This is a genomic window from Streptomyces megasporus, assembly GCF_000718985.1.
GTDB lineage: Bacteria > Actinomycetota > Actinomycetes > Streptomycetales > Streptomycetaceae > Streptomyces > Streptomyces megasporus.
Genome location: NZ_JODL01000029.1, coordinates 68,379 through 82,493 on the forward strand (window position 1 = coordinate 68,379; position 14,115 = coordinate 82,493).

The following is a 14,115-nucleotide window of genomic DNA, read 5'->3' on the forward strand; positions in this document are numbered from 1 at the left end:
GGACGGACATCCCGGACGAGGGCCTGACCACCGAGGAAGAAGGCCCTTCCCGATGGCTGAACCGAAGCCTAGCGCGCCCTCGCGCCCCCCGACCGCCGCTCCGCGAAGCGGCGTCGTCCACGTCACCGTCCGGCACACCGAGCGCTTCACCGTCGTCGGCAACCACCTCGCCCAGCACGGCGAGCTGTCCCTGACCGCGATCGGGCTCGCCGTCCACATCCAGTCCCTCCCCCAGGGCGCGCGGGTGGACATCCGCACCCTCGCCGCCCGCTTCCCCGAGGGCGAGACGCGCATCGCCGCCGCCCTGCGCGAACTGGAGGCGCACGGCTACCTGGAGCGGACGCGGGTGCGGCTGCCGGACGGCCGGGTCGTCACGCGCACCGTGTCGTACAACCACCCGACGGCGCGGGCGAGCACCCCACGGCCGGCACCCGAGCCCGCCCCGGCCCGGCCCGCCGCACCCACGCCCCTACCCACACCCACACCCGCGCCCGTGCCGCCGCCGCCACCGCCACCGCTGCCGTCGCCGGAACCGTCGCCGCTGCCGGAACCGCGCACCACCGGCAACCCCGTCCGCGAGCGGGCCGCCACCGCACTCCTCGTCGAGCTGCGCCGCGACGGATCCCCGCCTCCTGCTCTCCGAGCGCGACGTACGACGCCTCGCGCCCGCCGTGGTGGCCTGGCTGGAACGCGGCGCCGCACCCGACGCCGTCCGCCGCACCCTCACCGCCGACCTGCCCGCCGAGCCCCTGCGCCGGCCCGCCGCCCTACTCGCCCACCGCCTCACCGCACTCCTGCCCCCACCGCTCCCGGCCCTCTCACCGGCCGTGCCCCCACCCCCACGCCCCGACCCGCTGCGCAACTGCGACGGCTGCGACCGCGCCTTCCGCGCCCCCTCCCCCGGTCTCTGCCGCGACTGCCGCGCGGCCGCCACCGCCGCCCCACCATCCCTGGCCGCGTGACCGCCACCGACCGGCGGCCCGGCACGCCTCGCACAACAGTGCGCGGAGAGGCAGCCATCAGGCCGTTTTTCCTGGTGGCCTGACATACACAGGGCACGATCAGGCCATTCGTTTGTTGCGACTGTTTCGGATGCTGCGAATAATGGAAGAGTGTCGAAGAAGGCCCCTGTCGGCATACACCCACACCCGAGGGAGCCACATATGGGCAAGACAGACATTCGCCCCGTCCGCCTCCCCCCGGAGGAGACGGAAACAGCCAACCGAGCCCTCACCCGGGTCCGCAGCTACCTGGAGAGGCACCGGGACGTACCGAAAATCGACGTCACGGTCGAAGGGGAAGGGACCGAGCCGCTCACACTGCCGCGAGAAGCGGTCGAGCTACTGGCCACCACACTCGCTCATCTGGCGGCCGGCCGCAGCGTCTCCATCGTTCCGCAGAACGCGGAACTCACCACCCAACAAGCAGCCGACCTGCTCAACGTCTCACGCCCCTTCCTCATCGGACTCCTACAAGCCGGAGAGATCGAGTACCGCAAGGTCGGCAAACACCGGAGGATCCCGGCGTCCTCCCTGATGGACTACAAGCGGAGGGACGACGAACGCCGCCGTCAAGCCGCGGAAGAGCTCACCCAACTGGGCCAAGAGATGGGATTGATCTGAAGCATGGCCTTCGTTGCCCTGTACGACGCCCTGTCCGCATGGGATGTGGAGGCCAAGCATCCCGACGCTTTCATCGAGGACCAGATCGATCTGGACCCGGCTGCCATGTATGCGGCGGTGCGCCGGATCGCGGACAGGTGGAAGAACCCGCCGGGGACCGTACAGGACGTGCTCGACTCCCTGGAGCGAGACGGCATGGTCGCCTCGGCCGCCGCCTTACGTGCGCTCTGACCGCACGGCCGCGACCACCACCCGCCCAAGGGTGGAAGCCGCGGCGCTGCCGAGAGGGGACCACCTGACGTGATCCGCCGGCGGCCGGAGGACGTCCGGCCACCTTCCGCACCGGAAAACCCGCCCGCCGTCGGCGTCCGTCACCAAGGTGTGACGGTACGAGTCGGCAAAGCAACTCCGCCCCGTCCTCGGGCGCCGACGGCCGGTCGGTCCTCGACGCGCCCACACCGCAGCGGATCAGGGACGAGCCGGACGAGGGACCGGTCGCCGCCATCCCGGACACCGAGGAAGGCGACCGCGACCCCGACGCGCCCAACGTGTCCAACCTCCACCCCTCCGCCCTCGGCCTCACCGTCCACGTCGACGGCTCGGTGGACGAGTTGCGGGTGCGCCGCTCCTGAGCCCGTTACGAGCCCGGCCCCTCCCAGGACCCGGAACACACCGGCCGGGTCCGGCACCGGCACCCCTTCTCCGCCACCGTGACGGTGAAACTCCTGGAAGCCCGGAAGAGGTCCCCAGCAAACCGATGCCGGTGTCGCCCGAGGCGTTCCCCCGTGTCGTCGTCCGTGGCCGGGCCCGCCGGCACACGGGAACCGGCTCGTCTCCCTCTTCCTCGTCAACGGACAGGAGGGCGGCGGCCGTTCCAGCACCCGCAACTGGCTCTTCCAGGCCCGGATGAGCCTCGGCGGCGCTCCCGGAACCGCCTCCTTCCTCCCGCGCCCCGCCGTCCTCGCCCGGGAGAAGGTGCTGAGGAACGCCCATCGGACGCGGTGCCTGGCCCGCGGTATCGCCGAGCGCGTCCACGCCCGCACCGCCTCCGAGACCTCCTGCGAGCGGGGCGACATCACCTGGACCGCATACCGCGGGCCTGACGCGAGGAGGCGCCCCACCTCACCGGAGCGGTCGTGGCCCTGGAGACCTCCGCCGTCCCGTACGAGATCGGCGTGATCGCCCGTCACCCGGAGACCGTGGGCCGGGTTCCTCCATCAAGATCACGGCCGATACGATCCCGCCGCCGATGGCCGAAACCGTATGCTCCCGGTTCGCGTGGTGAACGACGCCGACAGAGGAACGCGACGGTGACCTGGCAGAACACGGCCCGGCCCGGCCCGAACCCCGGCGGGACACCACTCCAACCGGCACCGGCACCGATACCGCGTCCCGGTCGGCTGCCCGGCCCGCTGGGGCCCCTCGGCCCGTTCCGCGTCGCGCGGCTGGATCTTCACCCCCGTCGCGTTCCGACCTGATCGTGGACCCGCTGCTGAGGAGGATGCGGCTCCTCCGGACCTGGCTAGGCGCCGTGCTGGCCGTCTGGCTCGCCTACACCTGCCAAGTCGCCGACTCCACCACGGAGTTCCTGGGCGAACGCCTCAACCAACTCGCAGTGGGCATCCTGCTGCCGGGGATCACCCTCCCGCTCGTGATCGGGCTGTTCATCGCGGCGGCCCGCCCCCACACCGCGCCCGGTACGCCCGACGCGCTCTCAGACCCCTGGGCGCGATGATCGCCTTCGCCGGTTGCTGGGTGTTCTTCAGCGAACCGCTGTGGTCGGTGGGAGACGTGGTCATGATGACCGTCCCCATCAGTCGGCCATCTCGTGATGATCGTCGTGGGCGTGTGGATCATCTGCTTCACCTTCCGCAGCATGCTGCCGGCCGTCGGCCGTGTCCTGCGGGCCGCCGACGTCCACGAGCTGCTGCCGCCCATCCTCAGCACGGTGCCGGCCTGGGAGTTGGCGATCACCGACCTGTTCCTCGGCGACTACGGGAACGCTCCGCTCGCGGTGCGCGCGCTGTTCCTCCTGGGCGCCCCCGCGTCGGTGGCCCTCCTCTCCCTGTGGGAGGCCCGACGGCTGCGCACCCGCCACGGCATCACCCTGCGCGGCGCCCTGCGGCGCTGAGGAGTCGGCTCCTTCGTCGGCTACTTCACCGTGTACTCGCAGCCGGAGATGTCCTTGCCGTTCCCGTTGTCGTCGACCTTCTTCCCGTCGACCTTGATGACGCACGACCCGGCCGTGAGTTCCCCGCTGTCGTTCATCACCGAGCCCGGCACGACCGACACCAGGACACCGACCTTCCGCTCCGCCTCCGTCAGGGAGAGCGTGACCGTCTTGCTCCACGGGAGCGTGACCTGCTCGGTGGCGTTCGTGCCGACGGTGTAGTAGACCTGCGTCTTCCCCTCGCCGTCCACTTCGAGCGTCACCTCGCGCGTGACCTCGTCGTCCTTGGCGCCGCCCTCGGACGAACCCCCCGAGGAGCCCTCCGCCCCCTTCGACGACTCCCCGTCCCGCTCCCCGCCGCCGTCCGACGGCCGGGCGGACGCCTCGGCCGCGCCGTCCTTCCCGCCGGACCCGGCGCTCTTGTCCGCGCCGCCGTCGCTGCCACAGCCCGTCAGCAGGGCCGCCGCCGCGACCAGGGCCAGGCCGGTGACCGTCTTGCGCATGTCTCCCCCAGGACGTTCGGAACCGGCCCCGGCACCACGCCTCGGACCGCTGCGACGATCCTAGTGCCCGGCTCCGACAGGACCGTGTGCGCACGTCCGGCCCCGGACGTGCGAAGGGCGTACGAAGGACATGCGAAAGAAGGGCATGCGAAAGGGGCCCGCACGACCGTGATCGTGCGAGCCCCTTCACCGGCCGAAGCCGGCAAGCCGCCTGTCGAGCGACGTCCCTTCCCGCCCACGCTCGGGCGGGAAGGCCCAGGTCACTTGATGATCTTGGTGACCTGGCCGGCGCCGACGGTCCGGCCACCCTCGCGGATGGCGAACTTCAGGCCCTCCTCCATGGCGACCGGCTGGATGAGCTGGACGGTCATGGAGGTGTTGTCGCCCGGCATGACCATCTCGGTGCCCTCGGGCAGCTGGACGACACCGGTCACGTCCGTGGTCCGGAAGTAGAACTGCGGACGGTAGTTGTTGAAGAACGGGGTGTGGCGGCCACCCTCGTCCTTCGACAGGATGTAGGCCGTGGCCTCGAACTCGGTGTGCGGGGTGACCGTACCCGGCTTGATGATGACCTGGCCGCGCTCGACGTCCTCGCGCTTGATGCCGCGGAGGAGCAGACCGACGTTCTCACCGGCCTGACCCTCGTCCAGCAGCTTCCGGAACATCTCGATGCCGGTGACCGTGGTCTTGGTCTTCTCTTCCTTGATGCCGATGATCTCGACTTCCTCGTTCACCTTGAGCACACCGCGCTCGATACGGCCGGTGACGACCGTACCGCGACCGGTGATGGTGAAGACGTCCTCGATCGGCATCAGGAACGGCTTGTCGACGTCGCGCTCGGGCTCCGGGATCGACTCGTCGACGGCCTTCATGAGGTCCAGGACGGACTGGGCCCACTTCTCGTCGCCCTCCAGCGCCTTCAGCGCGGAGACGCGGACGACCGGAACCTCGTCACCCGGGAACTCGTACTCGGAGAGCAGCTCACGGACCTCGAGCTCGACGAGCTCCATGATCTCCTCGTCGTCCACCATGTCGGACTTGTTCAGCGCGACGACGATGTACGGGACGCCGACCTGGCGGGCCAGGAGCACGTGCTCCTTGGTCTGCGGCATCGGGCCGTCGGTGGCGGCGACCACGAGGATGGCGCCGTCCATCTGGGCAGCACCGGTGATCATGTTCTTGATGTAGTCCGCGTGACCCGGGCAGTCGACGTGGGCGTAGTGGCGGCTCTCCGTCTGGTACTCGACGTGCGAGATGGAGATGGTGATACCGCGCTGGCGCTCCTCGGGGGCCTTGTCGATGTTCTCGAACGCCGAGGCCTCGTTCATGTCCGGGTAGGCGTCGTGCAGCACCTTGGTGATCGCCGCGGTAAGAGTGGTCTTACCGTGGTCGATGTGACCGATGGTGCCGATGTTGACGTGCGGCTTAGTCCGCTCGAACTTCGCCTTCGCCACTGGGGTCCTCCTGTGGACTGATGCTGTACTCCCCCGCGCTCCGCGGAGGGGTTCAGGTGGTCGTACCGAACCGGTCAGGACCCCGAGGGGGACGCCCTTGACCGTTTCGCTTCTGGGGCGGGGCGCCGGGGCCCCCGCCGCCGGACCGGTGTCGGTCCGGCGACGGGACACCCCGAATGCCTTTGCTGTGCTCCAGCCTAATGGGTGGATAGCGCCACGAAACGTGCGCTACTCGCCCTTGGCCTTCGCGACGATCTCCTCGGCGACGCTCTTGGGAACCTCGGCGTAGGAGTCGAACTGCATCGAGTAGCTCGCGCGACCGGAGGTCTTGCTGCGCAGATCGCCGACGTAGCCGAACATCTCCGACAGCGGAACCAGGCCCTTGACGACCTTGGCCCCGGCGCGGTCCTCGGTGGCCTGGATCTGGCCACGGCGGGAGTTGATGTCGCCGATCACGTCGCCCATGTGCTCCTCGGGCGTGGTGACCTCGACGGCCATCATCGGCTCCAGCAGGGCCGGGCTGGCCTTGCGGGCGGCCTCCTTGAAGGCCATGGAACCGGCGATCTTGAACGCCATCTCGGAGGAGTCGACCTCGTGGTAGGCGCCGTCGAGCAGCGTCACACGCACGCCGGTGAGCGGGTAGCCCGCCAGCACGCCGAACTCCATGGCCTCCTGGCAACCCGCGTCCACGGAAGGGATGTACTCCTTCGGGACACGACCACCGGTGACCTTGTTGACGAACTCGTAGCCGTCGCCCTCGAGAGGCTCGACCGAGATCTGCACCTTCGCGAACTGGCCGGAACCACCAGTCTGCTTCTTGTGCGTGTAGTCGACCTTCTCGACGGTCCTGCGCAGCGTCTCGCGGTAGGCCACCTGCGGCTTACCGACGTTGGCCTCGACCCTGAACTCGCGCTTCATCCGCTCGACCAGCACGTCGAGGTGCAGCTCGCCCATGCCGGCGATGATGGTCTGCCCGGTCTCCTCGTTCGTCTTGACCTGGAAGGACGGGTCCTCCTCGGCCAGACGCTGGATGGCGACGCCCAGCTTCTCCTGGTCGCCCTTGGACTTCGGCTCGATGGCGACCTCGATCACCGGGGCCGGGAAGTCCATGGACTCCAGGATCACCGGAGAGGACGCGTCGCAGAGGGTCTCGCCCGTGGTGGTCTGCTTCAGACCCATGACGGCGATGATATCGCCGGCGCCCACGCTGTCGATCTCCTCACGCTTGTTCGCGTGCATCCGGTAGATCTTGCCGATGCGCTCCTTCTTGCCCTTCACGGAGTTCAGCACCTGCGTGCCGGACTCCAGGCGGCCCGAGTAGACCCGGACGAAGGTGAGCTTGCCGAGGTGCGGGTCCGTCGCGATCTTGAAGGCGAGCGCGGCGAGCGGCTCCTCGTCGGAGGGCTTGCGCTTGATGACCTCGTCGGCGTCGGACACGGCCTGTCCCTCGATCGCCTCGATGTCCAGCGGCGACGGCAGGTAGCGCACGACCGCGTCGAGCAGGGGCTGAACGCCCTTGTTCTTGAACGCGGTACCGCAGAACACCGGGGTGACGGTGGTGCCGCCGCCCTTGCCCGAGTCGATGGTGATGCGACGGATCGCCGCGTAAAGCTGCTCCTCGGAGAGCTCCTCGCCCTCCAGGTACAGCTCCATCACCTCGTCGTCGTTCTCCGCGATGGCCTCGATCAGCTTGCCGCGCCACTCCTCGGCCAGCTCGACCATGTCGGCCGGGATGTCGGCGACCTCGTACATCTCGCCCTTGGCGGTCTCGGCCGACCAGAGCAGGGCCTTCATGCGGACCAGGTCCACGACACCCTGGAAGTCGGCCTCGGCGCCGATCGGGAGCTGCATGACCAGCGGCTGCGCGCTGAGGCGGTCCACGATCATGCCGACGCAGCGCAGGAAGTCGGCGCCGGTGCGGTCGAGCTTGTTGACGAAGCAGATACGCGGAACGCCGTAGCGGTCCGCCTGACGCCACACCGTCTCGGACTGCGGCTCGACACCGGCCACCCCGTCGAACACCGTCACCGCACCGTCGAGCACGCGCAGCGAGCGCTCCACCTCGACGGTGAAGTCGACGTGGCCCGGGGTGTCGATGATGTTGATGGTGTGATCGACGTCGTCGAGCGACCAGTGACAGGTCGTGGCCGCCGACGTGATGGTGATGCCGCGCTCCTGCTCCTGGTCCATCCAGTCCATGGTGGCGGAGCCCTCATGGGTTTCACCGAGCTTGTAGTTCACGCCGGTGTAGAACAGGATCCGCTCGGTGGTGGTCGTCTTGCCCGCGTCGATGTGGGCCATGATCCCGATGTTTCGGACCTTGGCCAGGTCAAGTGAAGTGGTAGCCATAAGGCTCAGTCTTCTCTCGGTTTCGATGGGGAAGCGACTACCAGCGGTAGTGCGCGAAGGCCTTGTTGGACTCGGCCATCTTGTGCGTGTCCTCGCGCTTCTTCACGGCGGCGCCGAGGCCATTCGAGGCGTCGAGCAGCTCGTTCATCAGACGCTCGGTCATGGTCTTCTCACGGCGCGCGCGGGCGTAGCCCACGATCCAACGCAGCGCGAGAGTGGAGGAACGGCCGGGGCGGACCTCGACCGGAACCTGGTAGGTGGCGCCACCGACGCGGCGGGAGCGGACCTCGAGGGTCGGCTTCACGTTCTCGAGCGCGCGCTTGAGCGTGATGACCGGGTCGTTTCCGGTCTTCTCACGCAGGCCCTCCATGGCGCCGTACACGATGCGCTCGGCGGTGGAGCGCTTGCCGTGCAGCAGCACCTTGTTGATGAGGGAGGTCACCAGAGGAGAGCCGTACACCGGGTCGACGATGACCGGGCGCTTCGGGGCGGGGCCCTTACGAGGCATGCTTACTTCTCCTTCTTGGCGCCGTAGCGGCTGCGAGCCTGCTTGCGGTTCTTGACGCCCTGGGTGTCGAGGGAGCCGCGGATGATCTTGTAGCGAACACCCGGCAGGTCCTTCACACGGCCACCACGCACGAGCACGATGGAGTGCTCCTGCAGGTTGTGGCCTTCACCCGGAATGTAAGCGGTGACCTCGATGCCACTGGTCAGACGCACACGCGCGACCTTACGCAGGGCCGAGTTCGGCTTCTTGGGGGTGGTGGTGAAGACGCGTGTGCAGACACCGCGGCGCTGGGGGGAACCCTCGAGTGCGGGCGTCTTGTTCTTCTCGACCTTGTCCTGCCGGCCCTTGCGGACCAACTGCTGGATCGTAGGCACCGTTTCTCCGGTTTCTGTGTGCCAGTCTCGGTACAACTAACCCGGGCCACTCGCCGACCCACGCGGTCGGGCGTGTCGAAGGCTGCACACTCCCGTCAGCACGGGGCCCTCTGGGTGAGAAGCATGCAGATTTCGGTGTCCCCGTCCTCACTTCCCAGTGCGTCTTGGCGCGTACGGGAGCGCAGGGGATACCCCAGGCACAAGGTCAGAGCGTACCTACCGCATCGGCTCCGGTCAAAACAAATGCCCATGCCACCGTAGTGGGACCGGAGCGGGAGGGGAAGGGCGCCTCTACCGCTTCCACGGCTCGCTCACGGCCCTTCCACGGGCCGCGTGTCCCGGAGATCACCGAGGTTCCCGGAATGCTGCCACAGGCCCTTTCCCGGGCTTCTTCCGGCCTTCCCGATCTCTCTCCGGTCTCTTTCTCCGGCGCCTCTTTCCGGTCTCTTACGGGTTTCCTTCCCGCCGACCGCGGGCTAAACCGTGGCCACGGCCACCACCAGCACCAGCATGATGCCGAGTCCGATCGCCAACCACCCGAGAGTCAACCCGGCCATGGCCAGGCCGTCGCCCTTCTCGCCGCTCCGCCGGATCTCCGCGCGCGCCTTGTGCCCGAGGATCACCGCGGGGATGGCGGTGATTCCGTAGAAGGGAGTGAGCACCCCGCAGATCATGGCCGCGACGGCGGAGTTGTTCGTCTGCGGAGGGGGAGGGAGGAAGGTGCGCGGCACCGCCGGCTGGTAGTGCTGCGGCTGCGGGTACTGCTGCGGCGCGGGCGCGGGCACCGCCATCGGCCCCTGCGGCAGATCGGCGATGAGCGCGTGCAGTTCCCCGTACGTCTGCGCCTGCTGGGCGCGGGTGAGCCGCTGTTCGTACTCGGCCTTGCCCAACCGCCCCTCGACGAAGCCGGCCTTCAGCACGTCGATCGTGCGCTCACGGTCCGCGTGGGACGCCCGCATCATCGGCATCTGCGGCATCTGGTTCGGCGCCTGTGGCACCTGCGGCGGTCTCGCTCCCGGGCCGATCTGTCCCGGCAGCCCGCGACCGTCCCACGGCTGGTACGACACCGGCTTCACCTCCCCGCTTCCGCGCTTCCCCTCATCATCCATGACGCTCGCCCGGCTTGGGGAGTTCCGGGCGGTGACGACACCGCGGGGCGGTCCCCCGGAAAGGGGACCGCCCCGCGGGCGTCACAGGACCGTACGGCCGGCCTCAGCCGTTGTACGGGCCGTAGTCGTAGTCCTCCAGCGGAACCGCCTGGCCGGAGCCGGTGCCGAAGGGCGAGTAGTCGATGTCGTCGTAACCGACGGCCGAGTACATCGCCGCCTTGGCCTCCTCGGTCGGCTCGACCCGGATGTTGCGGTAGCGGGACAGACCCGTACCGGCCGGGATGAGCTTACCGATGATGACGTTCTCCTTGAGACCGATCAGGGAGTCCGACTTGGCGTTGATCGCCGCGTCGGTCAGGACCCTGGTCGTCTCCTGGAAGGACGCCGCCGACAGCCACGACTCGGTGGCCAGCGAGGCCTTGGTGATACCCATGAGCTGCGGACGTCCGGAAGCCGGCTGGCCGCCCTCCGCCACGACGCGGCGGTTCTCGGCCTCGAACTTCGAACGCTCCACCAGCTCACCGGGCAGCAGCTCGGCGTCGCCGGACTCGATGATCGTCACACGGCGCAGCATCTGCCGAATGATGATCTCGATGTGCTTGTCGTGGATCGACACACCCTGCGAGTTGTAGACCTTCTGGACCTCGCCCACCAGGTGCACCTGGACCGCGCGCTGGCCGAGGATGCGCAGCACGTCGTGCGGGTTGGTGGCACCGACGGTCAGCGGCTGGCCGACCTCGACGTGGTCGCCCTCGGAGACCAGCAGACGGGCGCGCTTGGAGACGCCGTAGGAGGTCTCGTCGGAGCCGTCGTCCGGGGTGACGACGATCTTCTTGGTCTTCTCCGTCTCCTCGATCCGGACGCGGCCCGCCGCCTCCGAGATCGGGGCGACGCCCTTGGGCGTACGGGCCTCGAACAGCTCGACGACACGCGGCAGACCCTGCGTGATGTCGTCACCGGCCACACCACCGGTGTGGAAGGTGCGCATCGTCAACTGGGTGCCGGGCTCACCGATGGACTGGGCGGCGATGATGCCGACGGCCTCGCCGATGTCCACCAGCTTGCCGGTCGCCAGCGAGCGGCCGTAGCACATGGCGCAGGTGCCGACAGCGGACTCGCAGGTGAGGACCGAGCGGGTCTTGACCGTCTCCACGCCGTGCTGGATGAGCTCCTCGATGAGCACGTCGCCCAGGTCGGTGCCGGCCGGGGCCAGCACCTTGCCGTCGACGACGACGTCCTCGGCGAGGCAGCGGGCGTACACGCTGGTCTCGACGTTCTCCTCCTTGCGGAGGACACCGTCGGTGCCCTTGCTCGCGATCACCAGACGCAGGCCGCGGTCGGTGCCGCAGTCCTCCTCGCGGATGATCACGTCCTGCGAGACGTCCACCAGACGACGGGTCAGGTAACCCGAGTCGGCGGTGCGCAGCGCGGTGTCCGCCAGACCCTTACGGGCGCCGTGCGTGGAGATGAAGTACTCCAGCACGGACAGACCCTCGCGGAACGACGCCTTGATCGGCCGCGGGATGGTCTCGTTCTTGGCGTTGGACACCAGACCGCGCATACCGGCGATCTGGCGCATCTGCATCATGTTTCCGCGCGCGCCCGAGTCGACCATCATGAAGATCGGGTTGGTCTTCGGGAAGTTCTCCGACATGGCCTCGGCGACCTCGTTGGTCGCCTTGGTCCAGATCGCGATGAGCTCCTGGGACCGCTCGTCCTTCGTGATCAGACCGCGCTCGTACTGCTTCTGGACCTTCTCGTCCTGGGCCTCGTACCGCGCCAGGATCTCCTTCTTGGCCGCGGGGACCACGACGTCGGAGATCGCGATGGTGACACCGGACCGGGTCGCCCAGTGGAAACCGGCCGACTTGAGGTTGTCCAGCGCCGCCGCGACGACGACCTTGGGGTAGCGCTCGGCGAGGTCGTTGACGATCCCGGAGAGCTGCTTCTTGCCCACGGTGTAGTCGACGAACGGGTAGTCCTCGGGCAGCAGCTCGTTGAAGAGCGCGCGGCCCAGGGTCGTCCGCAGCCGGAAGGGGTCGCCGGGCTGCCACTCGGGCTCGCCCTCCTCGGGAGCCGGCGGGGTCCAGCCGCGGGGCGGGACCGAGCCGACGGGGAAGCGGATGTCGATCTTCGCCTGGAGCGACAGCTCCTTGGCGTCGAACGCCATGATCGCCTCGGCGACCGAGTTGAAGTACCGCCCCTCGCCCGAGAGGTCGCCCTCCACCTCGTCGGTGGTGAGGAAGAACAGGCCCAGCACCATGTCCTGGGTCGGCATGGTGACCGGACGGCCGTCGGCCGGCTTGAGGATGTTGTTCGAGGACAGCATCAGGATGCGGGCCTCGGCCTGCGCCTCCGCGGACAGCGGCAGGTGCACGGCCATCTGGTCACCGTCGAAGTCCGCGTTGAACGCGGTGCACACGAGCGGGTGGATCTGGATGGCCTTGCCCTCGACCAGTTGCGGCTCGAAGGCCTGGATGCCCAGACGGTGCAGGGTCGGCGCGCGGTTGAGCAGCACCGGGTGCTCGGCGATGACCTCTTCCAGCACGTCGTACACGACCGTGCGACCGCGCTCGACCATGCGCTTGGCCGACTTGATGTTCTGCGCGTGGTTGAGGTCCACCAGGCGCTTCATCACGAACGGCTTGAAGAGCTCCAGCGCCATCGCCTTGGGCAGACCGCACTGGTGCAGCTTGAGCTGCGGGCCGACGACGATCACGGAACGGGCCGAGTAGTCGACGCGCTTGCCCAGCAGGTTCTGACGGAAGCGGCCCTGCTTGCCCTTGAGCATGTCGGACAGCGACTTCAGCGGGCGGTTGCCCGGACCCGTCACCGGCCGGCCGCGGCGGCCGTTGTCGAACAGCGCGTCGACGGCCTCCTGCAGCATCCGCTTCTCGTTGTTCACGATGATCTCGGGCGCGCCGAGGTCGAGAAGCCTCTTGAGGCGGTTGTTGCGGTTGATGACGCGGCGGTACAGGTCGTTCAGGTCACTGGTCGCGAAGCGGCCACCGTCGAGCTGCACCATCGGGCGCAGGTCCGGCGGGATGACCGGCACGCAGTCCAGCACCATGCCCTTGGGGCTGTTGCGGGTGTTCAGGAAGGCGGAGACGACCTTGAGGCGCTTGAGCGCACGGGTCTTCTTCTGGCCCTTGCCCGTACGGATGATCTCGCGGAGCCGCTCGGCCTCCTCCTCCAGGTCGAAGGTCTCCAGGCGCTTCTGCAGCGCCGCGGCACCCATCGAACCGTCGAAGTACGTCCCGAAGCGGTCGCGCAGCTCACGGTAGAGCAGCTCGTCGCCCTCCAGGTCCTGGACCTTGAGGTTCTTGAAGCGGTTCCACACCTCGTCGAGGCGGTCGATCTCGCGCTGGGCGCGGTCGCGGATCTGCTTCATCTCGCGCTCGGCGCCCTCGCGCACCTTGCGGCGGGCGTCGGCCTTGGCGCCCTCGGCCTCCAGCTCGGCCAGGTCCGACTCGAGCTTCTTGGCGCGGGCCTCCAGGTCGGCGTCGCGGCGCTGCTCGATCTGCTGGCGCTCCACGGAGACGTGGGCCTCCAGCGACGGCAGGTCGCGCTGACGGCGCTCCTCGTCCACCCACGTGATCATGTAGGCGGCGAAGTAGATGACCTTCTCCAGGTCCTTCGGGGCGAGGTCGAGGAGGTAGCCCAGGCGGGAGGGAACGCCCTTGAAGTACCAGATGTGGGTGACGGGGGCGGCCAGTTCGATGTGGCCCATCCGCTCACGGCGCACCTTGGCGCGGGTCACCTCGACACCGCAGCGCTCACAGATGATGCCCTTGAAGCGGACGCGCTTGTACTTGCCGCAGTAGCACTCCCAGTCCCGGGTGGGGCCGAAGATCTTCTCGCAGAAGAGTCCGTCCTTTTCCGGCTTGAGGGTGCGGTAGTTGATGGTCTCCGGCTTCTTGACCTCGCCATGCGACCACTGACGGATGTCGTCGGCGGTGGCCAGGCCAATTCGCAGCTCGTCGAAGAAGTTGACGTCGAGCACTCTCGTCAATCCCTCTCAGGGTT

At 68.5% G+C, this 14,115-nt stretch carries 11 protein-coding genes and 1 pseudogene; 5 read left to right on the forward strand and 7 right to left on the reverse strand.

All coding sequences use genetic code 11. From position 1 onward, the window contains the following. Positions 1-52: 52 nt before the first annotated feature. From IF47_RS28090 to IF47_RS0121955, 5 genes and pseudogenes are all read left to right on the forward strand, one after another. Positions 53-962, forward strand: a pseudogene (locus IF47_RS28090) (helix-turn-helix domain-containing protein). Positions 963-1,163: 201 nt separating this feature from the next. Beyond that, a complete protein-coding gene (locus IF47_RS0121935) occupies positions 1,164-1,622 on the forward strand; it encodes a helix-turn-helix domain-containing protein (RefSeq protein WP_031510633.1) in 459 nt (152 codons plus the stop codon). A 3-nt stretch (positions 1,623-1,625) separates the two neighbouring features. Then, positions 1,626-1,853, forward strand: a complete 228-nt coding sequence (locus tag IF47_RS0121940; protein WP_051718056.1) for a VapC50 family PIN domain-containing toxin — start codon at positions 1,626-1,628, stop codon at positions 1,851-1,853. Between the two features lie 1,270 nt (positions 1,854-3,123). After that, positions 3,124-3,357 carry a hypothetical protein gene (locus IF47_RS0121950; protein WP_157840018.1) on the forward strand — a complete coding sequence of 78 codons (234 nt, stop codon included), beginning with the start codon at positions 3,124-3,126 and terminating at the stop codon, positions 3,355-3,357. A 96-nt stretch (positions 3,358-3,453) separates the two neighbouring features. Further along, positions 3,454-3,753 (forward strand): hypothetical protein, encoded by a 300-nt coding sequence (locus IF47_RS0121955; RefSeq protein WP_031510636.1) that lies wholly within the window; start codon positions 3,454-3,456, stop codon positions 3,751-3,753. A 20-nt stretch (positions 3,754-3,773) separates the two neighbouring features. Here the strand turns inward: IF47_RS0121955 and IF47_RS0121960 are convergent, their stop codons facing one another. From IF47_RS0121960 to IF47_RS0121990, 7 genes are all read right to left on the reverse strand, one after another. Beyond that, a complete protein-coding gene (locus IF47_RS0121960; RefSeq protein ID WP_051718058.1) occupies positions 3,774-4,295 on the reverse strand; it encodes a hypothetical protein in 522 nt (173 codons plus the stop codon). A 260-nt stretch (positions 4,296-4,555) separates the two neighbouring features. Continuing rightward, positions 4,556-5,749, reverse strand: a complete 1,194-nt coding sequence (gene tuf / locus IF47_RS0121965) for an elongation factor Tu (protein WP_031510638.1) — start codon at positions 5,747-5,749, stop codon at positions 4,556-4,558. Between the two features lie 228 nt (positions 5,750-5,977). Next, complete coding sequence (gene fusA, locus IF47_RS0121970; protein WP_031510639.1) at positions 5,978-8,098, reverse strand: elongation factor G; 2,121 nt, start codon at positions 8,096-8,098, stop codon at positions 5,978-5,980. A gap of 37 nt (positions 8,099-8,135) precedes the next feature. Beyond that, entirely contained in the window at positions 8,136-8,606 is a 471-nt protein-coding gene (rpsG, locus tag IF47_RS0121975) for a 30S ribosomal protein S7 (RefSeq protein ID WP_031510640.1), read from the reverse strand. A 2-nt stretch (positions 8,607-8,608) separates the two neighbouring features. Then, positions 8,609-8,980 (reverse strand): 30S ribosomal protein S12, encoded by a 372-nt coding sequence (gene rpsL / locus IF47_RS0121980; protein WP_003948652.1) that lies wholly within the window; start codon positions 8,978-8,980, stop codon positions 8,609-8,611. Between the two features lie 476 nt (positions 8,981-9,456). Then, entirely contained in the window at positions 9,457-9,939 is a 483-nt protein-coding gene (locus IF47_RS0121985) for a DUF1707 and DUF4190 domain-containing protein (RefSeq protein WP_031510641.1), read from the reverse strand. A gap of 253 nt (positions 9,940-10,192) precedes the next feature. After that, entirely contained in the window at positions 10,193-14,092 is a 3,900-nt protein-coding gene (locus IF47_RS0121990; protein WP_031510642.1) for a DNA-directed RNA polymerase subunit beta', read from the reverse strand. Between the last annotated feature and the right edge of the window lie 23 nt (positions 14,093-14,115).

Coding starts and splice junctions, on each gene's coding strand:
- IF47_RS0121935 (WP_031510633.1), top strand. CDS start 1,164: ATGGGCAAGACAGACATTCGCCCCGTCCGCCTCCCCCCGGAGGAGACG.
- IF47_RS0121940 (WP_051718056.1), top strand. CDS start 1,626: ATGGCCTTCGTTGCCCTGTACGACGCCCTGTCCGCATGGGATGTGGAG.
- IF47_RS0121950 (WP_157840018.1), top strand. CDS start 3,124: ATGCGGCTCCTCCGGACCTGGCTAGGCGCCGTGCTGGCCGTCTGGCTC.
- IF47_RS0121955 (WP_031510636.1), top strand. CDS start 3,454: ATGATCGTCGTGGGCGTGTGGATCATCTGCTTCACCTTCCGCAGCATG.
- IF47_RS0121960 (WP_051718058.1), bottom strand. CDS start 4,295: ATGCGCAAGACGGTCACCGGCCTGGCCCTGGTCGCGGCGGCGGCCCTG.
- fusA (WP_031510639.1), bottom strand. CDS start 8,098: ATGGCTACCACTTCACTTGACCTGGCCAAGGTCCGAAACATCGGGATC.
- rpsG (WP_031510640.1), bottom strand. CDS start 8,606: ATGCCTCGTAAGGGCCCCGCCCCGAAGCGCCCGGTCATCGTCGACCCG.
- IF47_RS0121985 (WP_031510641.1), bottom strand. CDS start 9,939: ATGCGGGCGTCCCACGCGGACCGTGAGCGCACGATCGACGTGCTGAAG.